At 37.4% G+C, this 20658-nt stretch carries 22 protein-coding genes and 1 other RNA gene; 7 read left to right on the top strand and 16 right to left on the bottom strand.

The window, feature by feature from the left end:
• The 10 genes from G6W43_RS05910 to G6W43_RS05955 all read right to left on the bottom strand — a co-directional run.
• A partial coding sequence (locus tag G6W43_RS05910) for a hypothetical protein (RefSeq protein WP_194169355.1) occupies positions 1 to 701 on the bottom strand: 701 nt, incomplete at its 3' end.
• A 718-nt stretch (positions 702 to 1419) separates the two neighbouring features.
• Entirely contained in the window at positions 1420 to 1785 is a 366-nt protein-coding gene (locus tag G6W43_RS05915) for a hypothetical protein (protein WP_180997194.1), read from the bottom strand.
• Positions 1782 to 3470 carry an ABC transporter ATP-binding protein gene (locus tag G6W43_RS05920; RefSeq protein WP_194169356.1) on the bottom strand — a complete coding sequence of 563 codons (1689 nt, stop codon included), beginning with the start codon at positions 3468 to 3470 and terminating at the stop codon, positions 1782 to 1784. Before G6W43_RS05920 ends, G6W43_RS05915 begins: the two co-directional genes overlap by 4 nt.
• Positions 3463 to 4509 (bottom strand): GDP-L-fucose synthase family protein, encoded by a 1047-nt coding sequence (locus tag G6W43_RS05925; protein WP_103617831.1) that lies wholly within the window; start codon positions 4507 to 4509, stop codon positions 3463 to 3465. The genes G6W43_RS05920 and G6W43_RS05925 overlap by 8 nt, the downstream gene beginning before the upstream one ends.
• Before the next feature lie 3 nt (positions 4510 to 4512).
• A complete protein-coding gene (gene gmd / locus G6W43_RS05930; protein WP_103617830.1) occupies positions 4513 to 5655 on the bottom strand; it encodes a GDP-mannose 4,6-dehydratase in 1143 nt (380 codons plus the stop codon).
• 3 nt (positions 5656 to 5658) lie between these two features.
• Positions 5659 to 7029: a mannose-1-phosphate guanylyltransferase/mannose-6-phosphate isomerase gene (locus G6W43_RS05935; protein WP_103640170.1), complete on the bottom strand. Its 1371-nt coding sequence runs from the start codon at positions 7027 to 7029 to the stop codon at positions 5659 to 5661.
• 97 nt (positions 7030 to 7126) lie between these two features.
• Positions 7127 to 8011 carry a methylenetetrahydrofolate reductase gene (locus G6W43_RS05940; protein ID WP_194169357.1) on the bottom strand — a complete coding sequence of 295 codons (885 nt, stop codon included), beginning with the start codon at positions 8009 to 8011 and terminating at the stop codon, positions 7127 to 7129.
• Positions 8012 to 8015: 4 nt separating this feature from the next.
• Positions 8016 to 8474 carry a hypothetical protein gene (locus G6W43_RS05945; protein WP_194169358.1) on the bottom strand — a complete coding sequence of 153 codons (459 nt, stop codon included), beginning with the start codon at positions 8472 to 8474 and terminating at the stop codon, positions 8016 to 8018.
• A gap of 25 nt (positions 8475 to 8499) precedes the next feature.
• Positions 8500 to 10773 (bottom strand): 5-methyltetrahydropteroyltriglutamate--homocysteine S-methyltransferase, encoded by a 2274-nt coding sequence (metE, locus tag G6W43_RS05950; protein WP_194169359.1) that lies wholly within the window; start codon positions 10771 to 10773, stop codon positions 8500 to 8502.
• Positions 10774 to 11280: 507 nt separating this feature from the next.
• Positions 11281 to 12777 carry a C69 family dipeptidase gene (locus G6W43_RS05955; RefSeq protein WP_194169360.1) on the bottom strand — a complete coding sequence of 499 codons (1497 nt, stop codon included), beginning with the start codon at positions 12775 to 12777 and terminating at the stop codon, positions 11281 to 11283.
• A gap of 202 nt (positions 12778 to 12979) precedes the next feature.
• Here G6W43_RS05955 and rpmI point away from each other — a divergent pair, with 202 nt between their 5' ends.
• Both rpmI and rplT read left to right on the top strand, forming a co-directional pair.
• Positions 12980 to 13171 carry a 50S ribosomal protein L35 gene (rpmI, locus tag G6W43_RS05960; protein ID WP_194169361.1) on the top strand — a complete coding sequence of 64 codons (192 nt, stop codon included), beginning with the start codon at positions 12980 to 12982 and terminating at the stop codon, positions 13169 to 13171.
• A 100-nt stretch (positions 13172 to 13271) separates the two neighbouring features.
• Positions 13272 to 13628: a 50S ribosomal protein L20 gene (gene rplT / locus G6W43_RS05965; RefSeq protein ID WP_004317321.1), complete on the top strand. Its 357-nt coding sequence runs from the start codon at positions 13272 to 13274 to the stop codon at positions 13626 to 13628.
• Positions 13629 to 14035: 407 nt separating this feature from the next.
• Here the strand turns inward: rplT and dapF are convergent, their stop codons facing one another.
• Positions 14036 to 14779 (bottom strand): diaminopimelate epimerase, encoded by a 744-nt coding sequence (gene dapF / locus G6W43_RS05970; RefSeq protein ID WP_103617826.1) that lies wholly within the window; start codon positions 14777 to 14779, stop codon positions 14036 to 14038.
• 75 nt (positions 14780 to 14854) lie between these two features.
• Between dapF and G6W43_RS05975 the strand changes: the two genes are divergently transcribed.
• Complete coding sequence (locus G6W43_RS05975; protein ID WP_148787050.1) at positions 14855 to 15475, top strand: DNA alkylation repair protein; 621 nt, start codon at positions 14855 to 14857, stop codon at positions 15473 to 15475.
• On the opposite strand, the gene coaE is transcribed toward G6W43_RS05975, so the two are convergent.
• A complete protein-coding gene (gene coaE, locus G6W43_RS05980; protein WP_103645465.1) occupies positions 15465 to 16067 on the bottom strand; it encodes a dephospho-CoA kinase in 603 nt (200 codons plus the stop codon). The genes G6W43_RS05975 and coaE overlap by 11 nt on opposite strands.
• Before the next feature lie 79 nt (positions 16068 to 16146).
• Between coaE and purM the strand changes: the two genes are divergently transcribed.
• From purM to G6W43_RS05995, 3 genes are read left to right on the top strand one after another with little or no spacing between them, the layout of a single operon-like run.
• Positions 16147 to 17130, top strand: a complete 984-nt coding sequence (gene purM, locus G6W43_RS05985; RefSeq protein ID WP_149712391.1) for a phosphoribosylformylglycinamidine cyclo-ligase — start codon at positions 16147 to 16149, stop codon at positions 17128 to 17130.
• On the top strand, positions 17130 to 17348 hold the full coding sequence (locus G6W43_RS05990; protein ID WP_149712390.1) for a hypothetical protein: 219 nt from the start codon (positions 17130 to 17132) through the stop codon (positions 17346 to 17348). The genes purM and G6W43_RS05990 overlap by 1 nt, the downstream gene beginning before the upstream one ends.
• A gap of 1 nt (position 17349) precedes the next feature.
• Positions 17350 to 17769, top strand: coding sequence for an RDD family protein (locus G6W43_RS05995; RefSeq protein WP_149712389.1), 420 nt, complete (start codon positions 17350 to 17352; stop codon positions 17767 to 17769).
• Here G6W43_RS05995 and G6W43_RS06000 read toward each other — a convergent pair.
• Together G6W43_RS06000 and G6W43_RS06005 are read right to left on the bottom strand one after the other, a co-directional pair.
• Positions 17743 to 17931 carry a hypothetical protein gene (locus tag G6W43_RS06000; RefSeq protein WP_103617820.1) on the bottom strand — a complete coding sequence of 63 codons (189 nt, stop codon included), beginning with the start codon at positions 17929 to 17931 and terminating at the stop codon, positions 17743 to 17745. The two genes, G6W43_RS05995 and G6W43_RS06000, sit on opposite strands and share 27 nt — an antisense overlap.
• A gap of 258 nt (positions 17932 to 18189) precedes the next feature.
• Positions 18190 to 18624 carry a hypothetical protein gene (locus G6W43_RS06005; protein WP_009295127.1) on the bottom strand — a complete coding sequence of 145 codons (435 nt, stop codon included), beginning with the start codon at positions 18622 to 18624 and terminating at the stop codon, positions 18190 to 18192.
• Positions 18625 to 18737: 113 nt separating this feature from the next.
• Between G6W43_RS06005 and ffs the strand changes: the two genes are divergently transcribed.
• An RNA gene (gene ffs, locus G6W43_RS06010) (signal recognition particle sRNA small type) lies at positions 18738 to 18835 on the top strand.
• Here the strand turns inward: ffs and G6W43_RS06015 are convergent.
• Both G6W43_RS06015 and queF read right to left on the bottom strand, forming a co-directional pair.
• Positions 18822 to 20057, bottom strand: a complete 1236-nt coding sequence (locus tag G6W43_RS06015) for an HD domain-containing protein (RefSeq protein ID WP_012000961.1) — start codon at positions 20055 to 20057, stop codon at positions 18822 to 18824. The genes ffs and G6W43_RS06015 overlap by 14 nt on opposite strands.
• Positions 20057 to 20653, bottom strand: coding sequence for a preQ(1) synthase (gene queF / locus G6W43_RS06020; protein WP_012000960.1), 597 nt, complete (start codon positions 20651 to 20653; stop codon positions 20057 to 20059). The genes G6W43_RS06015 and queF overlap by 1 nt, the downstream gene beginning before the upstream one ends.
• Positions 20654 to 20658: the final 5 nt, after the last annotated feature.

The following is a 20658-nucleotide window of genomic DNA, read 5'->3' on the forward strand; positions in this document are numbered from 1 at the left end:
ATTTTATATTTACCAAATAGACACAACATCAAAGATGGAAGTAAAAAACCACCGATTTTTTCTAATATTGTTAACACCATTTCTTTTAATGATATTTTTTTAATACTATTATTACTTGAGATTAACTTGGCCTTAAATAGAAAATCATTTTTATTAATTTTTTTTAGATTATATTTTTTTATATCTATTTTGACATATCTTTTATTCGTGTAATCAAATACGGAATTAGAAACAATATCTCCATTGCATAAGCTTATCTCAAGAAGAAAAACATGCTTCTTGTAATATTGTGCAACGTCAAAAATCACTGAATCAAAAAGGCCTCCAAATTCTAAAGAGGATGAAAAGACTGCATCAATTTTTTCTTTTTTAAACCTATCTAGCCAAAAAGATAAAGCACAATAGTATAAATATTCTTGTGTATTTAAATCACTTGTTACTCTAGAAAAAAAATGTTCCACTTTTAATTGTGTATTTCTAAAGATCTCAATTATCGAATAGTCTAATGTAATATTCCTTTTAGTAAAATATTCATTAACATCGTACCATGATAAAACAATAGGTATATTGTATTTTTTTTGTATTTTTACAATATTACTTTCGGAGCCAACTATTAATGTATCAATTTGCAAAACATTAGATCTAGCTACAGAATGTATCACGCTACAGTCTAAATCAATTAAGATAATTTTTTTTTTCATTTAAGTCAACTCTTTTTATCTGATCTTATAATTATATCATAATTTAATTTAGACTTTTATAATACATCATAACTGTGACATTTTGTTCATTTACATATTTTAAATTGTCGATTAGTAGATATACTAAAGCTCCACAGATATCATTTGCGTCAAGCGTACCTTTTGTACCATATCTCTTTTATACTGGCTAAAAATGGCTCATGATATCCGTCTAAAATCTATCCAGAAGTTATAGCATTTACACGAATATTATCTTTTTTTAACATCTCTGCTATATATTTTATCGCACCAAGAAGATCGTATTTTATGAATATGGATGAGATACTTATGATATTGCCATGACTTTGTTCTAAAAAGTACTTGATGAAATTTTGTGAGATATTAAAGTTGTCACTAAGGAGTAAATTTTAAAAGTCATTAAAATCAGTCATATCGATCTCGAAAAATCGTTTGTCGTAATTTTTACTTTTTGGATAGATATTATTTAATAATAAGTCTATATGGCTATACTTTGAGCTTAATAAAATTATAACTTCGTTAATAGAAGTTACATCACAGATATAAATTTGCAAAACCTTATCCTCACATTTTTTTGTAAATTTACAATCTCTTTTTTTAATAAATTTACTCTTTTTGTATCGACCTCAGCCATCACACTAACTCCAAATCGCTATTATAAAGGTACTTTTTCGTCCTACTGTTAATTTTATTTACGCAATTAATATCTTTTTAAACGCTCATAGTTTTTCAAAAACACTAAACGATGAACAAATCTAGCATAGTCCTTCTCTTCAGCCGTATCGCTAGGCGCAAAAAGACAAGGATAAAAGCCATCTTTTGGAAGCACTTTCGCAAGCTTTCTGGCCTCCTCCTCATTTTCACACAAAAATGGCTCGTAGCCTAAATTCGCCAAGTACCGTTTGACTATCTCACTATTTGTCACAGCAGAGCCTATGGAGCCAGCACCGTCGATAACTAGAAAGTTTGAGCTTGAGACTATCTCTTTTAGGTCTTTATCAAGCGCATTTATGTCATCTTCAAAGAGATTTTTCCTGCGTCCTATTAAGCTTAAGATATTATTCATATTATTTTTCCATTAGATAGCATTATTTTTCTATCGCATCTTTCAATTGTGCTTAATCTGTGTGCAATGATTAGCAATGTCTTATCTTGACTTGTTTCGTATATCTCATCCATTATTTTTGCTTCTGTTTCATTATCTAAAGCACTTGTTGCTTCATCTAGTACTAAAATTTCTGGGTCACTATATAGAGCTCTAGCTATTCCTATTCTTTGTTTTTGCCCACCACTTAACTGTATTCCACCATCCCCAACCAAAGTATCTATTCCTTCTTTAGAAGATAAGAAATCATATATATTGGCCTTTTTTAGAACTTCCGTAATTTTTTCTTTATCATATTCGTAGCCAAAGGCCACATTTTCTCCAACCGTGCCATCAAAAAGGTATATTGATTGTGGTATATAACCTACTTTTGACCTATAAGATTTTACATTATCAGAGGTTAATTTCTTATCATCTATAACTATTTCACCACTAAGTGGCTTATATAATCCAATAATCAAATCAACTAGAGTAGACTTTCCGCTTCCACTCTCTCCCACAAAAGCAACTTTATCGCCTTTGTTTATAATTATATTGATATTTTCTAGAACCTTTTTATTTTTGTTATACTCAAAACTTACATTTGTTAATTCTATTTTGTTTTTAAAATCTATAAAATCTTTACCTTCTATCTGCGGAGTATAGCTAAGATCACTATATACAATATCAAGAGAGTTAGATAAAAACAAAATAGTATTATAGTTAGAAAGTATTCTGTTTAATGCTGGAAGAATTCTGTATAAAGCTAGGGCATACATAGAAATAATTGGCAAAACAAAGTTTGCATCGTTATATTGAAAAAGAACATAAACAACAATTCCTATAAGAACGCTAAACCCAATCGTTTCCAGAGAAAGCCTAGGCAGTTGGCTTAAGGTATTGCTTACAATATTGGCCCTAGCATAACCATAGCTTATGTTTGAAAATTCACTATAAAGTTTTTCTTCATTTTGTATAAGTTTTATAATTTTGAAATTACCAAATGTTTCATTTAAAATTTTGTAAAATTTTGATTGCATTATTGACCTTTTTAAACCTTCTTTTTCTATTCTTCTTTTTAAAAAAAACAATAAAAATAATACTTTTGCCCCCAAAAGAATAGTTAAAACTAGAGTCATTTTCCAATCCATTAAAAGCAATAAGACATACAGCAATACTACAGTAAAAAATTCCGAGAATATCAAAAGTAGGCTTTGCATATAGAAAGAAAGATTTGAAGCTTCATTTACGATAGTCTTTATTAGTTCAGCACTATTTCTTTTTACAAATCTTTTATAAGGTAAATTTGTATAGTTTTTAAAAAGCCTAAATGCAAAAGCATGAAATCTTCCAAATGCAAATTTATTAAGTATATAATTATAAAGCATCGAATAAATAGCTCTAAAAATATAAAAACCTATTAAAAAAAGTCCAAAAAAAATCATAAAATTTGTAGCGGTAGAAAATTCAAAAAAATCATAAACCATTTTTGAGTATTTATTGCTAACTATTTTTGATGGATCTGATGCCAAAGTGATAAATGGCATAATAGCAGATATTCCAACAGTTTCAATGATCGACAAATCAATACTCATAAAAATCAAAATTATAAAATTTTTCTTTTCTTGTCTTGTTGTTATTGCTAACAGCTTTTTTGGATTAGCCATTTAAATACCACTCATAAAGTGTCTTTATCCCATCTTCAAGCTCTACTTTATGTTTCCAGCCAAGAGAGTGGAGCTTAGATGGGTCCGTTAGTTTTAGCATCGTTCCATCGGGCCTACTATCATTAAAGTATAGCTCGCCTTTAAAGCCAATTATATTTTTAACCAAATTTGCTAGCTCATTTATCGAGATATCTTTGCCTGTGCCTATATTTATATGCGTATTTCTTATCTCTTTGCTATTTTTATCATAAGTATCTTTAAAGTCTCTATTCTCCAGTAAAAACACGCAGGCATCGGCCATATCTTCTGAGTGCAGAAACTCCCGTCTAGGCTCTCCTGTACCCCAAATTTCTACTCTATCTTTTGAAATACCAAATTTATCAAGATAAGCCATAGCTTCATTTATATCTCTTGCTTTTAGATCCTTTACCACTTCATCAAATTTTTCTTCGCTTAAAAGCTTTGCTAAGTGTATCTTTCTTATAAGTGCTGGTAATACATGCGAAGTTTCTAGATCAAAGTTATCATTTGGACCATATAAATTTGTAGGCATTACAGATATGAAATTTGTACCATATTGCAGATTATAGCTCTCACACATCTTCATGCCAGCTATTTTAGCGATCGCGTATGGCTCATTTGTGTATTCAAGTGGAGATGTCAAAAGCACCTCCTCACTCATTGGCTGTGGAGCATCTTTAGGATATATGCAAGTACTTCCCAGAAATAATAGTTTTTTTACCTTATGCACATAGCTTTGATGGATCACATTATTTTGAATTTGTAAATTTTCATATATAAAATCAGCCCTATACGTACTATTAGCCACTATTCCGCCAACCTTTGCAGCGGCCAGTACTACATACTCAGGTTTTTCTTTTTCAAAAAACTCACAAACAGCTTTTTGATCCATAAGATTAAGCTCGCTATGAGTTCTTGTGATTATATTTTCATAGCCTTTTGATTTTAAATTTCTCACTATAGCAGAGCCTACCAGTCCCTTATGTCCTGCTACATAAATTTCGCTATTTTTATCCATTTTTTACTCGAAATAGCTCATTATCTCATATCCGCCATCTTTTAAATAGACGTCTTTTGTCATGAGCTTTAAGTCTGATTTCATCATATCATTTACTAGATCTTGAAGGTTAAATTCTCTCTTCCAGCCTAGTTTTTTCTCTGCCTTACTAGGATCTCCAAGTAGCAAATCAACCTCCGTTGGTCTAAAGTATCTTGGATCCACACAAACCACAGTTTGACCAACACTTAAATGAGATAAATTTAAATTTAACTCTTTTGCCTTTTCAAAATTTAGTGAGTCCACGACTCCTACTTCATCTACGCCGGCTCCTTCAAATCTCAAATTTATACCAGCATAGGCAAATGCAAATTTTACAAAATCTCTAACCGCTGTTGTTTGGCCAGTTGCTATTACCCAGTCTTCTGGCTCTGGAGCTTGAAGTATCATCCACATCATCTTCACATAGTCTTTTGCATGACCCCAGTCTCTTTTGGCATCTAAATTTCCAAGATAAAGCTTGTCTTGAAGCCCAAGCGCTATCTTACTAGCTGCCCTTGTGATCTTTCTAGTTACAAATGTCTCACCTCTAACTGGTGATTCATGGTTAAACAATATACCATTACAAGCAAAAATGCCATAAGCCTCTCTATAATTAACCGTTATCCAGTACGCATACATCTTTGCGACAGCATAAGGGCTTCTTGGATAAAATGGCGTAGTCTCGCTCTGCGGTGTCTCTTGCACTTTTCCGTAAAGCTCAGATGTAGATGCCTGATAAATTTTTGTCTTTTTCTCAAGCCCTAGTATCCTTATAGCTTCAAGAAGCCTAAGAGTGCCTGTGCCATCAGCATTTGCGACATACTCTGGAGTCTCAAAGCTTACATGCACGTGGCTCATGGCAGCTAGGTTATAAATTTCATCTGGCTGTACCTCTTGGATGATCCTTGTTAAATTCATAGAGTCCGTCATATCACCATAGTGTAAGAAAAAGTTTCTATTATCAACATGTGGATCTTGATAAAGATGATCTATCCTATCTGTATTAAAAAGACTTGTTCGCCTTTTTATACCATGGACTATATAACCTTTTTTTAGTAAAAATTCCGCCAGATACGATCCATCTTGACCCGTTATACCAGTTATTAACGCTACTTTCTTATCCATAAATCACCTTTTAAAATCATCATCTAGGCGAATTATATCATCTTCGCCTGTATATTCGCCGACTTGAGCTTCTATTAAAACCACAGGGATCTTACCTTCATTAGATAGCCTATGAATTTCACCCATTTTTATATAGATAGACTCATTAGGACAAACAAGTCTAGTTATCTCACCGATAGTCACAGTGGCACTACCTGATAGTACTATCCAGTGCTCATTTCTATGAAAATGCTTTTGCAAAGATAGCCTTTTACCAGGCTTTACCTCTATTATTTTTATCTTATAGCCATCTTGATTTTCAAGAACAGTGTAGTTTCCCCAAGGCCTATTTGTAGTAAGGTGAGCATTACAAAGCTCGGAGCTCTCCTTTTTTAAAATTTCCACCACATTTTTTACTTTTTGGCTAGAGGACTTTTTAGATATTAAAAGAGCATCTTTTGTATCAACTATAGTTAGATCATCAACATCTATCAAGGCTATTTTTTTGCCACTGGATAAGACTAGATTATTGTGAGAATTTATCTGCACCAGATCGCTATTTATTGTATTGCCATTGGCATCTTTTAGTAGCTGCTCATCCAAACTATCAAAGCTTCCAAGATCGCTCCAAGACGCATCTAGAGCTACCATTTTTACGATATCTGATTTTTCCATCACAGCATAATCTATGCTGTTTTGTGGGATATTTTGCATATCGGTAGTGTCTATTTTAATATCAAATTCGTCTTTTTTTGCGTTATTGAAAGCTAGCTTACATGCTTCAAGTATCTCAGGGGCAAAAATTTTCATCTGATCCAGAAAAACACCTGCTTTGAAGACAAACATGCCTGAATTCCAGTAGAAATTCTGATCTTTTAGAAATTTAACTGCCCTTTCATAGTCTGGCTTTTCATAAAAAGCCTTTACATCACCGCTAAAACTCTCAATATAACCAAATCCAGTCTCAGGCGAACTTGGTTTTATGCCAAAAGTAACTAAAAAATTTTGTTCAGCCAGCTCTTTTGCTACCTTTACGCTCTTTTGATACTCTTTAATATCCTTTATCAAATGATCCGATGGCGTTACTAAAACCACTTCATTTGGATCAAGTGCGAGACAAGCCAATGTGATCGCTGGAGCAGTATTTCTACCAACTGGCTCAAGCAGATATTTGAAATTTGTGATATTTAAATTTTCTATCTGATCCATTGCTAAGTAGTAATGATCAATGTTTGTTATAACAAATGTCCCATCACAAATTTCACTATTTCGCAGTGCTGTTAGCTGAAAAAGAGACCTATCATCAAATAATTTAATAAATTGTTTTGGCATCAAAGTCCTGCTAATAGGCCATAGTCGCGTACCAGAACCACCGCATAATAATATATTAGTCATAATTTATTTCAACTTTAAATTAATATTAAAAATTTTATTTAATTAAACCAAAAACTCACTTTTAAATAGATAAATTTGATGACCTTCACTCACTAGATCATAATAACTCTCTCATCTTATGCGTTAGCTCCAAGCTCGCTTCTATCTCGGCGCGTTTTGCCATTACGCTTTCTATATTTATGCTTAAATTTAGCCCATTTTCATCGCCAAATTTCTTTAGCTCGCACCAAATTTCTTTGATGATCTCGCAGCTACTAGCTAGGTAGTCAGAGCTTAAATTTAGCCTCTCTTCGACTGAGTTTGGCACACTCACTCCGAGCCATTTGATAAATTCAAGCGTTTTTGCATTGCCCGCTGTGCTAAATGTAAGAAATATCGGCTCGCTTATCTTTGCAGCCGCGCAATCCTCTAAAAATTTACTCGCTAGCTGTGCGTCAAATATCGCTTGCGATATGAAAAATTTAGCCCCAGCTGCGATCTTTTCACGCATCCTTTGTGGCTCATCGCCCTTTTTGCCGTGACGCTCTGCGATACAGACACCGCCCACTGCCAACTCTTTAAATTCGCTAGCGATCTCATAGGCGCGAGCTAAATTTAGCCTCACTTTTTGCGTGCTAGAAGTTGCCCCAACTAATACGTTTAAATTTGAGCTTTGAGCCTTAAGCGCTGCGCGAAATTCATCCTCACCGTATCCGCTAGCCACGCGGTAAAATATACTAGGTGTTGCGACGTTTAGGTACTTTTTGTAGTAAATTTCTGGGCTTAACATCCCACTAAACTCAAATGTCCTCTCGCTATCATTTCGCTCGCTCTCGTCTTGCACCTCGTAAAGCACGAGCCCGTCGGCCTTGATATCATTTACCCGCCCGCTCCAGCGCTCTGATATCTCACGCAGCTTTGCCTCTTCAAATTCAGCCTTTGGCGGCGTAAGGCCATATAGCACGAGCCCTTTTTCTTTATTTAAAATTTTCTCTTTTAGCATTTTCTCACTTTTGAACTAGATCAGCCCTCATCACCACGCCAACAGAACTTTTTGACGACATGCAGACAAACTCGTCTTTTAGGTATTTTGCATCGGCTCGCCAAAAGCTTACGATATTTGCCACGTCAGCATTTTGCTTTTTAGCAGCTATCATATATCTTTTTATGACGGCGACAAAAGCCTCTTGGCAATAGCCCTTTATATCTCCGCTATCAGTGATAAATCTTTGAACCTTTACATTTGCCTTTATTACGCTTTTATTTTGGTCGTTTGAGCCAAATTCAAGCCTCACATTTTCAAAGCCTGCTAGCTCTTTTTTGGCAGCTTCTAAATTTAAAGTCTCGCTGATACTATAGATATTTGTTTGCTTGTACGCACCTTTGTTGAGTGGTATAGAGTGGCGTCCAGAACTACATCCGGACGCAAATACAACTAATATTACAAATAGAAAAATCCTTTTCATTTTTCAAATCCTTTTTAATTAAATTTTATAGACCTCTTACGATCTTGACGGCTTCTACCATATTTTTAAGGCTTGGCTCGACCTCTTCCCATTTTCTGGTTTTTAGGCCGCAGTCAGGGTTGATCCAAAGTTGCTCTTTTGGCAAGACTTCAAGCAGAGCTTTGATCTGAGCGACGATCTCCTCGACACTTGGCACGCGTGGACTGTGGATGTCGTAAACGCCAGGTCCTACCTCTTGTTTGTAGCCGACGGCCTTGAAAATTTTAAGTAGCTCGTTGCCACTTCTTGCAGTCTCGATACTGATAACATCAGCATCCATTGCCTCAATGGTCTTAATAATATCGTTAAATTCAGAGTAGCACATATGCGTGTGGATCTGAGTTTTTGCCTCTGCTGAGCTTACTGAAAGCTTGAAGCAATCAACCGCAAATTTCTCATAAGCTGGGATATTTTCAGCTCTTAGCGGATAGCCCTCTTTAAACGCCGCCTCATCGACTTGGATCACTCTGATGCCCGCGTTTTGAAGGTCTGCGATCTCGTCGTAGATACAAAGTGCAAGCTGTTTTGCTACTTCGCTTCTTGGAAGATCGTCACGCACAAAGCTCCAGTTTAGCATCGTTACAGGTCCAGTTAGCATGCCCTTCATTACGTGTTTTGTGATGCTTTGAGCGTATTTCATCCACTTAACAGTCATCGGCTCTGGGCGGCTTACGTCACCAAAGAGAAGTGGTGGCTTGACGCAGCGACTGCCGTAGCTTTGTACCCAGCCATTTTGGCTAAATGCATATCCACTGATCTGCTCGCCAAAGTACTCAACCATGTCGTTTCTCTCTGGCTCGCCATGCACTAGCACATCTAGGCCGATATCTTCTTGGAATTTCACGCACTCGTCGATATATTTTTTGATGCCTGCTTCATAAGCGGCCGCGTCGATCTCGCCTTTTTTGAAATTTTGGCGAAGTACGCGAAGATCAACCGTTTGAGGGAAGCTGCCTATCGTTGTTGTTGGCAAGATACCGTATTTTAGTGTTTCGCGTTGAATTTTGATGCGATCTTCAAATTTCTCGTCACGCTCAAATTTGCTTAAATTTTTAACGCGATTTTGAACGCTTTCAGAGTGGATGAGCTTTGAAGTGGCGCGAGTTTTAACAGCATTTTTGTTCTCTTCATAAATTTTTGTTTCGCTCTCATCAAGCTTCTCGCCATTTGCTAGTTTTGTGATGATCTTGATCTCATCAAGCTTCTCAACCGCAAAACTTAGCCAGCTTTTGATCTCAGGGTTTAAATTCTCTTCATATTTTAGAGTGTATGGCACATGTAGAAGTGAGCATGAAGTGCCGATGTAAAAGTCTTTGCCGCCTATTTTCTCTGAAATTTCACGAACAAGTTTTACCTTCTCATCGATGTTGCTTTTCCAGATATTTCTACCGTCGATCACACCAGCAAATAGCGTTAAATGGCTATTTTTGATAGTCTCAAGGACTTCGAAATTTCTCTTGCCGTGGATGAAGTCAAGTGCGATGCCATAAATTTTAGTTTTAGCCACTTCACTAACTGCCTTGATCGCATGCTCAAAATATGTCGCAAACACGATCTTGATGTTGCTAGCAACGCCTGTTAGTTCGTTATAAACCTTTGTGATAAGTGGTAAAAGGTCGCTTTCGTTTTTGTCAGTTACGAAGATCGGCTCGTCAAACTGCACTAAAATTTCATCATCAAGCTTAGAAATTTGCTCAAGTAGCTTTTTGTACTCGCCTACAAGCGCGTCAAGATGCTTAAATGGGCAGCTGCCGTCAGTCGTCTTTGAAAGAGCCAAAAATGTGATAGGGCCGATCAAATTTACCTTGCCTTTTACGCCGTTAGACTTCGCCTCTTTGTATTCATTTAAAATTTTATCCGCTTTTAGGCTAAATTTACTCTCACTGCTAAGCTCTGGCACGATGTAGTGGTAGTTTGTGTTAAACCACTTTGTCATCTCCATCGCAACGCCATTTTTGTTGCCTCTTGAGCAAGCAAAATATTGCTCCAAGCCGCTTAAATTTGCAAATCTTGGAGGCGTAGCGCCAAAAGCGATGATGTTATCGAGCATTAGGTCGTAAAATGAAAAATCATTAACGCTAATAGCCGAAATGCCAGCGTCTTGTTGATATTTCCAGTGTCTTTGGCGAAGTGTCTTTGCAGTCTCTTGCAAATTCTCTTCGCTAAAACCCTCTTTACCAGCCCAAAAGCCCTCTAACGCGCGCTTTAACTCTCTTTTCTCTCCGATTCTTGGAAAACCTAAAACATAACTTTTTATCATTTTTATCCTTTTTAAATTTCTTTTTAAATTAAAACTATGCAGAGCACAGCCACCTTGAATATTTTTATGCAGGTATATCCCTGCGACCCAACCCCCCCCCAGCACGTTCAATGTTGTTGCGCTGCGCACAAGTCTAGGTCACCCAAAACATGGTGGATGACACCCGCTTCTTCTTAAACTAAAGTAAAATTTATAAAAAACCCTACTAAAAAGATCCTTGCCAAATTTTAGGCACTGCTTAGCTTTACTATTAAAGATGCAGTTACAATGCAGCGGACCTGCTAGCAAAAATGGATTTATCTCAATGTGAAAAAATGTAAAATCATTTAAAAATTTGCGTGTTTTTTGAAAATCGCTGATATGTTTTTTGCCGAGATTAATGAGCTTTACGCATGGGACAAGGCATCAGCGTTTTTCCTTTGTAGTGAATTTTTGTCGCATTATAAACGCTCTTTGCCAAATTTTTGTTTAAAGTTTGGGCGCTACTAAATTTCACGCCCAGAATTTTTAGTCTTTTTTGCCTTTATTTAGGGATTTTAGCTTAGCGTCCATATCAGCTGTAAGCATAGTAAAGACTTTGTTTGTAAGATCCTGTGTTAGATCTTTAGCCTCTTGCATAGTCTTTTGGCTAAATTCATTTAAGAGTTTGTCCGCTTTTTTCTTATCTTTTTTGTAAAGTTTTACGTACTCATCTTCAAATTTAGCCTGTTTTACCGCCAACTCTTTTTCAAATTTAGCGTAGGCCTCTTTAACCACTGGCGAATACTTCTCATAGTCAGTCATCACAAGAGTTTGAAGCTTTCTATAAACCCAGTATATCGAAGTATCATCAGCATCGTATGAGCCATCTGAGTAGCCTTTTATAAAGCCATCAAGCCCCTCATAATACGGCAAATAAACGCTAAGATCAGCCATACCAAGAGCGACGTATGTCACACGGCCGATCTCTTTTGGTAGCCATGGGCGCACCTGCATGACGTGAGACTCGTATGTTCTAAAGACACTTATAGCGCGGTAGATGTTTTTCTTATCTTCATCTTTGCTAGCGTAATTATCAAACGGGGTGCCGTCGTAGTGGGCTCTCATCGCAGCTTTTAGATCTTCTACACTTAGTTTTTTCTCTGGTTTTAAAAATACTGGGAATTTCTGACCATCGGCGAAGTCTTGTTTTAGGCTTGGATTAAACATACTTTGCACCCAGCAAACACGTGGGTAGTTGTAAGTCACATCTCTTTCATCATCCCTTGTATAGGCCTTTGTAAAGTTAAATTCGCCATCTTTTGCAGGATCATAAGTCTTGTTGTCGATCGCAAATTTGATGACATCTTTTGCTCCCATGAAATTTGGATCATTTTCTTTATAAGCGTGAAGTCTGCCTTGGTTTGCAGTGACAAAATACTCATCTTGTGGGATCTTTGAAGCAATCCACTTATGGCCTGTGCCAGTTTCAAAGTACCAAAGCTCGTTTGCATCGACAAATACCACGCCAAAGCCCTCGCCAGCGCCTTTTGTCTCAACTATCTCGCCAAGAAGCTTAACGCCCTCTTTTGCGCTTTTGATGCGCGGCAAAAGCACGTCTGGGATGTCATCTTCTGTGATGCCGGTCTCTTCGTTATATGGGTCGATCTTTAAAAGCTCATCTTTTGCATAGATGGTCTCAGTGCCACTAAGTCCAACGCCAGCCTCGTTGTAGCCGACTGCTCCGTGAAGTTTTGTGTGTGAGTTTGCGATAGTTGTGTATCTCATGCCATCTTTTGGGAGCGGATATGTAAAGTCATTTGCGCCGTCATGTGCCTTTGAGCTGTGCATGCCAGTTTGGTTTTTCGTAGCTGGATGTATCAAAAAGACTTGAGCCTTTATAGCCTTGCTATCAGCGCTCCTAGCCACTAGCATAGAGCCGTCATTTGAGGCTTTATCTCCTACTAAAATGGTAGTGCATGCCAAGCTACTTGTGCCTAAAATCGCACTCATAGCGACGATTGATGCAAGAATTTTGCCTTTCATTTTTACTCCTTTAGTAAAATAAAATTTCTTATATGTAATTATATGCCAAATTTAATAATTTAATTATAAATTTTAAAATTCTTTTAAGTTTAATGTAAATTTATTGCAAATTTTGTCTAAGTGAAATTTAAATTTTCTAAAGGATTTTTCGCTATAATCCAAATCTTACGCACTTGCGTATAAAATTTCAAAAAGGATTAGCATGCCAAAGATGAAAACCGTTCGCGGTGCTGCTAAGCGCTTTAAAGTAGGTAAAAATAAGATAAAAAGAGGCTCTGCTTTTAGAAGCCACATCTTAACAAAAAAACCTACTAAGCGTATGAGAGATTTGCGTGGCCCAAAATACGTGGACAGCACAAACATCTCAGCCGTTCGCAAAATGCTCGGCGTATAAAGCAGCGTAGATTTAAGTTTTTGACAAAAAAGTCATTCAAACTCCCCCAAATTTAGGGGCAAGACTCACTTTGTGAGCGCCAATTTGTAAAAGGATAAATATGGCAAGAGTAAAAACAGGCGTAGTTAGAAGAAGACGCCATAAGAAAGTTTTAAAGCTAGCACGTGGCTTTTTCAGTGCTAGACATAAACACTTTAGAAAAGCTAAAGAGCAACTAGAGAGAAGTTTAGTTTATGCATACCGCGACAGACGCCAGAAAAAACGTGATTTCAGACGTTTATGGATCGTTCGTATAAACGCAGCTTGCAGACTAAACGACATTAGCTATTCAAGATTTATCAACGGCTTAAACAAAGCTAAGATCGAACTTGATAGAAAAATTTTAGCTGATCTAGCTATGAATGACGCGAAGGCATTTGCGGCACTTGCAAAACAAGCAAAAGATGCTTTGAAATAACACCTTTTCTCCGCTTCGGCGGAGATCTTCTTTTATACACTTTAAATTTTAATAACAAAAACTCTATAAACTCTTTGTTTTAATTTACTACCCGTGACTTTTACAAACTATTAGCCAAATTTAACTACCAGCAGCCAAATAGCTAAATTTAGAACTCGTATCAAAGCAGTGTTTAAAAGCTTCAGTAAATAAAATTTCGGCGGAGATTTTTACACCTCACTAAATTTCATATAAATTTATTCTTGAGATATTTAAGTAGCTAAACTCTTAAACGTTTTTACTATCAAATTTCAAATCAGTACCGCTATAAATTTAGCTAGCTGTTGGGCGTAAAATTTAATAATATAAATTTGAAAATTTGCTTGCTCTGACTAACCAAAAGCAAGCACAAAAACTCGCTCTAAAAGCTAAATTTCGATACTCGTATCAAAGCAGTGTTTCACCGCTCCGCTAAATAAGATTTTGCCATTTTCTAGCCTAAGTCCAAGCTCCTCGCCGCTTTTTGGATAGACTTTTAGGCATTGCGCTGCGTTTAAATTTAAAGTAGCACCGTAAAAGCAAGCCGCCATGCCAGTGCCACAAGCTAGCGTCTCGTCCTCCACGCCCCTTTCGTAGGTTCTTACTTTTAAAACTCTGCCATCAAATTTGGCTAAATTTACATTTGCATTGTATTTTTGACGAAGCACCCTGCACTCTTTGACGTCAAATTCATCTAAATTTTGCGTGAAATTTACAAGGTGTGGCACGCCAGTATCGTAAAAATACCAAGTTTTGCCGTTTTCATTTAGTGGCTCGCTTAAAATTTTTGGATTTGTTAGCACGACCTCGACGCACTCATCTTTCACGCTTGCCATCACCTCGCCGCTACCAGTTAGCAGAGCAAATTCGCTTGAACTCACAAGGCCGTTTAGATAGGCATATCTAGCAGCCGCACGCGAGCCGTTGCCACACATCGCAGCGTAGCTTCCGTCGCTGTTGTAAAACTCCCATTTCACGCCCTTTTCGTAAGGCAAAAGCACGATGAGCCCGTCAGCTCCCACGCCGTTTGTTCGGCTGCAAATTTGTCTTGCAAGCTCGCTTCTATCTTTGCTCAAAAATGTATGAAATATGACAAAATCGTTGCCGCTGGCGTTATATTTTGAGACTTGCATGAGCCATCCTTCTATTTTTTGCGTGATTTTACTAAAATTTAGATAAGAGTTATTAGTGATTTTAAAGGAGCCACTTTGAAGAGCTACATCTTAAATTTAGAAAAAGAGTTTTCTTTAATAGAAAATGGCTTTAAAGAGCAAGAAAGAAGGGCCTTAGCTGACTATAAAGCAAAGGGAGCTGAGTACTGCAAAGGGCTTGCATACCTAGCATACGGCTCGAAGCTCTATCAAGTGCGGATGTATGCGGTTTTTCTCTTTGGACACCTATCAGATCGTGAAGAAATTTTGGCGTTTATGAGAGATGAAGTCTCAAAAGACGAAAACTGGAGGGTTCAAGAGGTGCTAGCAAAGGCGTTTGACGAGTTTTGTAAAAAAGTTGGCTACGAGCAGGCACTTTTTGTTATCGATGAGTGGCTAAAAAACGGCAACGCAAATGCAAAAAGAGCCGTAACAGAGGGCCTTAGAATATGGACAAACAGACCTTATTTTAAAGATAACCCAGATGAGGCCATTAGGCGCCTAGCCAGCCTAAAAGAAGACGAGAGCGAGTATCTTAGAAAGTCGGTTGGCAATGCTCTAAAGGATATAAGCAAGAAATTTCCAAATTTAGTAAAAGCCGAGCTTGATAGCTGGGATTTGAATAGTAAAGAGGTTTTGCAAACATATAAATTTACTAGTAAATTTATTAAGAAATAGCGCAAATTTGCTTTAGAAATTTCTCTAGCTCAAGCTTTAAATGCTCCATGTCGCTGCTATTATCTATAACAAATTTTGCCATTTTTCGCTTTTGTTCGATGTCCATCTGAAGCCCTACTCTAGCTTTTGCCTCATTTAAGCTTAGCCCATTTCGGCTCATTAGACGGCTTAGCAAAAGCTCTTTTGGCGCGTAGATCACAGCTACATTTTTAAACTCAGCGTAACGCTCTTTTTTTTCAAAAAACAAAGGGATATCGACAAAATAAACTTGCCCCAATCGCTCAAGCTGCGAAGCTTTGAAAAAAATTTCAGCTTTTATCTTTGGGTGCAAAATTTGCTCTAAATTTTTAAGCTTTTTTGGCTCGTTAAAGACGATAGCGCCCAGTTTTTTGCGATCTATCCTGCCAGCCTCATCTAAAATTTGCTCGCCAAAAGCTTCTACTATCTCACATTTGCAAATTTCAAGCTGTTCGTGGGCGATGAGGTCCGCATCTATCACGCTAAAACCTCGCTCTTTTAGTAAATTTACAACCGTGCTTTTGCCGCTAGCGATCGAGCCTGTGATGACGTAGGCGTTTGGAAATTTCTGCAAACTCGCTCCATTTTTGAAAATTGATAACAATTTTAGCAACTTTTGGCTAAAGTTTTAAAAAATAACCAAAAGGGTGAAAATGATAAGTTATAAAGATGCCGGAGTCGATATAGATGCTGGAAATAGCTTTGTTGAGGCAATCAAGCCTTTCGTAAAATCTACGCAAACACCAAACGTCATAGGCGGTATCGGATCATTTTCAGGTGCGGTCAGACTGCCAAGCGGATATAAAAACCCAGCCATTTTAGGCGCGACAGACGGCGTTGGCACGAAGCTTCGCCTAGCTATCGACGCTAAGAAATTTGAAGGCGTGGGCGAGGATCTAGTCGCTATGTGCGTAAATGACCTCATCTGCAACTTCGCCACACCACTCTTTTTCCTTGACTACTACGCGACTGCAAAGCTTGAGATAGAAAGCGCCAAAGAGGTGGTAAAAAGCATCGCAAATGGCTGCAAAAAGGCGAAGTGCGCGCTGATCGGCGGTGAAACAGCCGAGATGCCGTCGATGTATGAAAAGGGCGACTTTGACCTTGCTGGATTTGCCGTGGGTATCGCTGAGGCTGACGAGATCGATAGAAGCAAATTTGTAAAATCTGGTGACGTTTTAGTCGCACTTCCAAGTAGTGGCCTGCACTCAAATGGCTTTTCGCTTGCAAGAAAAGTAGTAAGCGAGCTTGGACTAAAATTTGATGAAAAAGTGGGCGATAAAAAACTTATCGACGTGCTTCTTGAGCCAACTAGAATTTACGTGAGCGACTTTTTAAACTTAAAAGATAATATCACAGCGATGGCACATATAACAGGTGGTGGCATAGTTGAAAACTTACCTCGCGTCTTCCCTGCTGGACTTGGTGCGAAGGTGCAAAAAAGCGCTATAAAAACGCCTGAAATTTTTAAAATCATCGCTCAAAAAGTAGAAGACAGCGAGATGATGAGGACGTTTAACATGGGCGTTGGTATGATCCTTGTTGTGCCTAAAGAAAACGTTGATGCTGTGCTAGAAAATAGCGATGGCTACGTGATCGGCGAAGTGGTAAGTGGCAAAGGCGTTGAGCTAGTTTGATGCAAGAATTTAGCAAAAAACGCCTGCTAAAAACCAAAAATAAAAGTTTTTTTGATCTTAGCGTTTATATAGGCTATTTTGGCGTGCTAAAGAGCGAGATAAAAAAGCTTGATCTTTATAATCACTGGTGCGAGGTCTCGCGCACCTCTACTATGCTTTGTGTCACGCATGATAACGGCGAGAAAATTAGCCAAATTTTTATAAATACAGGAAAGTAACTTGTCAAAGCAAAAGGCAAAAATCGCACCGATCTGGGCTAGAGTAAAGGCCTTTATCATCGATCTTTTTATCATCGGTATGCCAGTATTTTACATCAGCACATATCTTGTTCTTGGCGGTAAAGAGGACTTTTTAAACAACCAGCTTGCAATCTTTGTGGTAAATAGCATCATATCATTTATAATGTGCCTCTTTTTTAGCATAAAGGCGCAAACTCCAGGCTACAAGGCGCAAGAAATTTATCTCATAAATTTACAAACCGGCAAAAAACTAAGCCTTTTTCACGCGATCTTGCGCCAAATTTGCTTTGCATTTGCTGGCTTTAGCATCATCGGACTTTGCCTTTGCTTTTTTAGAAAAGACAAACTAAATTTACACGACATCATAACCCACTCAGCCGCCGTGCAAAAAACAGCTTAAATTTACTTCGCTCTGTGCTAAAGTAGGCGGTTTTTGCCTAGCTTTGTGTTGATACTCTTTTTTTATAATAGAGCAGATATACTCTTTAAAAAGCCCTATATCTCTTGTCCTTTGCAGGGTAGCAAGCACCACTAAGAAGCTACAACCCGCACCCATCATCATAATATGGCTAATCTATGCACTTATTATTTTTATTTTTGTATCATCCTGCTTTTAAATTTTATGGTTAGCAAAGTCTATAAGCACAGAATTTCAGTCGCTTTATCACAAAATAATGTAAATTTAGCTGATGAATTGTTGTTTCAAATTTTTGGTCATAAATCGCCTAAACTAGCGAGATAAATAGAGAAAAATCAAGGTCAAAAATGAAGAAATTTAGCTACAAGCCACGAAAAATTTTTGATTAAATTTAGATGAAATTTAAGCGCTTTGTGAGTAGAGTTTGACTTCGTTTATCAAAAACTCATAAACTCTTTGCTGCACTAAAATTTCCTCCTCGCAGCCACTCATCAAGCGGCGAAGGTGCGAAAAGTCTATCTTTTTAGCATATCTTTTGTGATCTTTCATATCTTTATCTATGCTTAAAAGAAGTGTGTCAAGCGTGATCCTATCGTTTCTTTTGACCCTTGCCACGTACTCTCTAACGGTTTGGATTAAGAAGTCTTTTCTAGTCTGATCGTTTTCATAAATTTCATTTACGATGTCATTTAAGATGAAAAAATCATCCTCATCTGGGTCAAATTTAGCCGAGATAATCGCAGCAAAAATTTTGGCACGAAACTCTAAAGACTTGTGATGATAGACAAAAAAATCTCTAAAGGCCGATAAAAAACGAAGTTTGATCTTTCCTGACATTGCCCTACTTTTGGTGAAATTTATGTGAGATTATATACTCTTAAAGCTAAATTTTTAAAAATGTAACTATAAAACTAAATTTAAGTATAGTTTTTGTATGATTGCGAAGCTCCTTCTTAGACCTGTGCAATGCTTTTTATGAGCACCGCTTCAGGGTGGGAACACAGCAGAGCACTTGTATTAAGTGTGTGCCGCAGTCATCTGAGAGGGGGTCTTTCTAAACCAAAATGCTCATTAAAATCATCGCAAATTTCTAAAAAATCAACTCCGTCGATCTTAGGTTTTTCGCTAAAAAATTTATACATATTATTAAAGCCATCAGTTAGCTCTTTTGACTTGACACCGTAGCTTATAGAAATTCCAGCTTCAATGTAGGCTGAGAGCTTGTCACAGTATTTTAGCGCTTTGCCATCGATCGGGTTAAATTTATCCTCATTTACGTTCTCCATAGTCCCTTCGTGGCAGATGATCTTGCGCTCGAATGTTCTATTTTCAAACTCATCTTTTATAAATTTCTCGCCATCTTTTCTGATACCAAGGATGTAGCTAAACTCATCTCTGATCTTTTCAGGCACAAATGGCAAAATCCTCTCATCAATAAGCCTCATCTCATACTCGCTTATGATCTCATTTAGCCCCTTTACGCCGTATTTTACAGGGCTGATGATGTCGCGTGTAAGGCTTTCTGGCAGGTCGTGAAATAGCGCGCAAAAGAAGTTATTTTCCAAGCGTTTTTTGCAAGCTTTTGCTTTTAGTGAGTAAAAGTAGCTAAGTATCGCAACAACTAGCATATGTCCTAAGACCGCAGTTTCAGGGATGCGAGGCGTTTGTGCCCAGCGCTTTTGAAACCTTAGCCTGCCACTTAGATCAACAAGACGGGCTAGTTTTTGGTTTATAGCGATCTTTCTAACGCCAATTAACTCGTAATAATCCTCCATCTCCTCTTCAACCTTCGCCTTAAGCTCGTCGATGTCGCTTAAAAACTGGCTCGTTTGATAGACGATAGAAAATTCCCACCTCGTGGCAAGATAGCTAGCTGCTTTTAGTATAAGGCGCTCTTTTTCGTGGCTTTTGTCGTTTTTATAGTGGTTTTTAAATCTCTCTAAAAACTCGCCACCTTCGATATCTAAGATGAGCGTCTCAAGGTTACTTAAAACCCAACTATTTATCTGCTCTTTTTTTGTCTTTTGGATGTGGTGAAAGACGTCAGGGCGTATGTCTGTGACTACGACCCTGCTTAAAAACTCAAAAATTCCAGCCTCTATGATGTAGTTCATATCGGCGTCTTGCTCTTGTTTTGCTATAAAATAAGCGATGATAAATTTATGAGCCTGCTTGTCAAGCTCAACTAAATTTGTCATCTTTGGATAGTCGTTCCAACGTGATATAGATGCTGCTTTAAAGATATGTTCTATAAGCTTAGCACTTATCATTATTTATCCTTTTTGACTACTTTTGGCTTCTTATCATCGGCGTAGCTTATCTTTCTAAAGCCCTCTTTATTTGAGCTTCTTCTTGGCTTGTCATCTTTTTTAAATTTATCATCTCTGCTGCCTCTGCTACGTCTCTCACGCGCTTTGTCACTAAAGCTTCTCTCCCTACTTCTTGGAGCGTATTCTTTCTCTTCAGCTGGCTTTTTTACCACTAGATCAGAGCTGATCTCGATAACCGTATGGACATTTCCACGTGGGTTAAAGTCACCAACTATCTTCATAAATTTAGGCTCAAGTTTTTTCTCTAAAACAGAGTAAATTTCATTTATACTATCTTCGTGGCTGATGTTGCGGTTCATAAAGCTATTTATATAAAGCTTTATCGCTTTTAGCTCAACAACTAGCTTATTTGGGATATACTCAAGGTATATGGTCGCAAAGTCAGGATAACCAGAGCGAGGGCAAAGGCAGCAAAACTCAGGCAGAGTGATCTTTATGACATAGTCCCTTGTTTGCTTATTTTCCCAGACCTCAAGGTCACTCTCTACGTCAAATTCTTTTAAAATTTTCTCACCATACTTCATCTCTTCGCTCATTCTTT

Origin of the sequence: Campylobacter concisus (assembly GCF_015229965.1) — a bacterium.
Lineage (GTDB): Bacteria > Campylobacterota > Campylobacteria > Campylobacterales > Campylobacteraceae > Campylobacter_A > Campylobacter_A concisus_BD.

Coding starts and splice junctions, on each gene's coding strand:
- metE (WP_194169359.1), bottom strand. CDS start 10,773: ATGATAAAAAGTTATGTTTTAGGTTTTCCAAGAATCGGAGAGAAAAGA.
- G6W43_RS05920 (WP_194169356.1), bottom strand. CDS start 3,470: ATGGCTAATCCAAAAAAGCTGTTAGCAATAACAACAAGACAAGAAAAG.
- gmd (WP_103617830.1), bottom strand. CDS start 5,655: ATGGATAAGAAAGTAGCGTTAATAACTGGTATAACGGGTCAAGATGGA.
- purM (WP_149712391.1), top strand. CDS start 16,147: ATGATAAGTTATAAAGATGCCGGAGTCGATATAGATGCTGGAAATAGC.
- G6W43_RS05940 (WP_194169357.1), bottom strand. CDS start 8,011: ATGCTAAAAGAGAAAATTTTAAATAAAGAAAAAGGGCTCGTGCTATAT.
- G6W43_RS06005 (WP_009295127.1), bottom strand. CDS start 18,624: ATGTCAGGAAAGATCAAACTTCGTTTTTTATCGGCCTTTAGAGATTTT.
- G6W43_RS05925 (WP_103617831.1), bottom strand. CDS start 4,509: ATGGATAAAAATAGCGAAATTTATGTAGCAGGACATAAGGGACTGGTA.
- G6W43_RS06015 (WP_012000961.1), bottom strand. CDS start 20,057: ATGATAAGTGCTAAGCTTATAGAACATATCTTTAAAGCAGCATCTATA.
- G6W43_RS05915 (WP_180997194.1), bottom strand. CDS start 1,785: ATGAATAATATCTTAAGCTTAATAGGACGCAGGAAAAATCTCTTTGAA.
- G6W43_RS05955 (WP_194169360.1), bottom strand. CDS start 12,777: ATGAAAGGCAAAATTCTTGCATCAATCGTCGCTATGAGTGCGATTTTA.
- rpmI (WP_194169361.1), top strand. CDS start 12,980: ATGCCAAAGATGAAAACCGTTCGCGGTGCTGCTAAGCGCTTTAAAGTA.
- G6W43_RS05935 (WP_103640170.1), bottom strand. CDS start 7,029: ATGACTAATATATTATTATGCGGTGGTTCTGGTACGCGACTATGGCCT.
- dapF (WP_103617826.1), bottom strand. CDS start 14,779: ATGCAAGTCTCAAAATATAACGCCAGCGGCAACGATTTTGTCATATTT.
- G6W43_RS05990 (WP_149712390.1), top strand. CDS start 17,130: ATGCAAGAATTTAGCAAAAAACGCCTGCTAAAAACCAAAAATAAAAGT.
- G6W43_RS06000 (WP_103617820.1), bottom strand. CDS start 17,931: ATGATGATGGGTGCGGGTTGTAGCTTCTTAGTGGTGCTTGCTACCCTG.
- G6W43_RS05945 (WP_194169358.1), bottom strand. CDS start 8,474: ATGAAAAGGATTTTTCTATTTGTAATATTAGTTGTATTTGCGTCCGGA.
- queF (WP_012000960.1), bottom strand. CDS start 20,653: ATGAGCGAAGAGATGAAGTATGGTGAGAAAATTTTAAAAGAATTTGAC.
- rplT (WP_004317321.1), top strand. CDS start 13,272: ATGGCAAGAGTAAAAACAGGCGTAGTTAGAAGAAGACGCCATAAGAAA.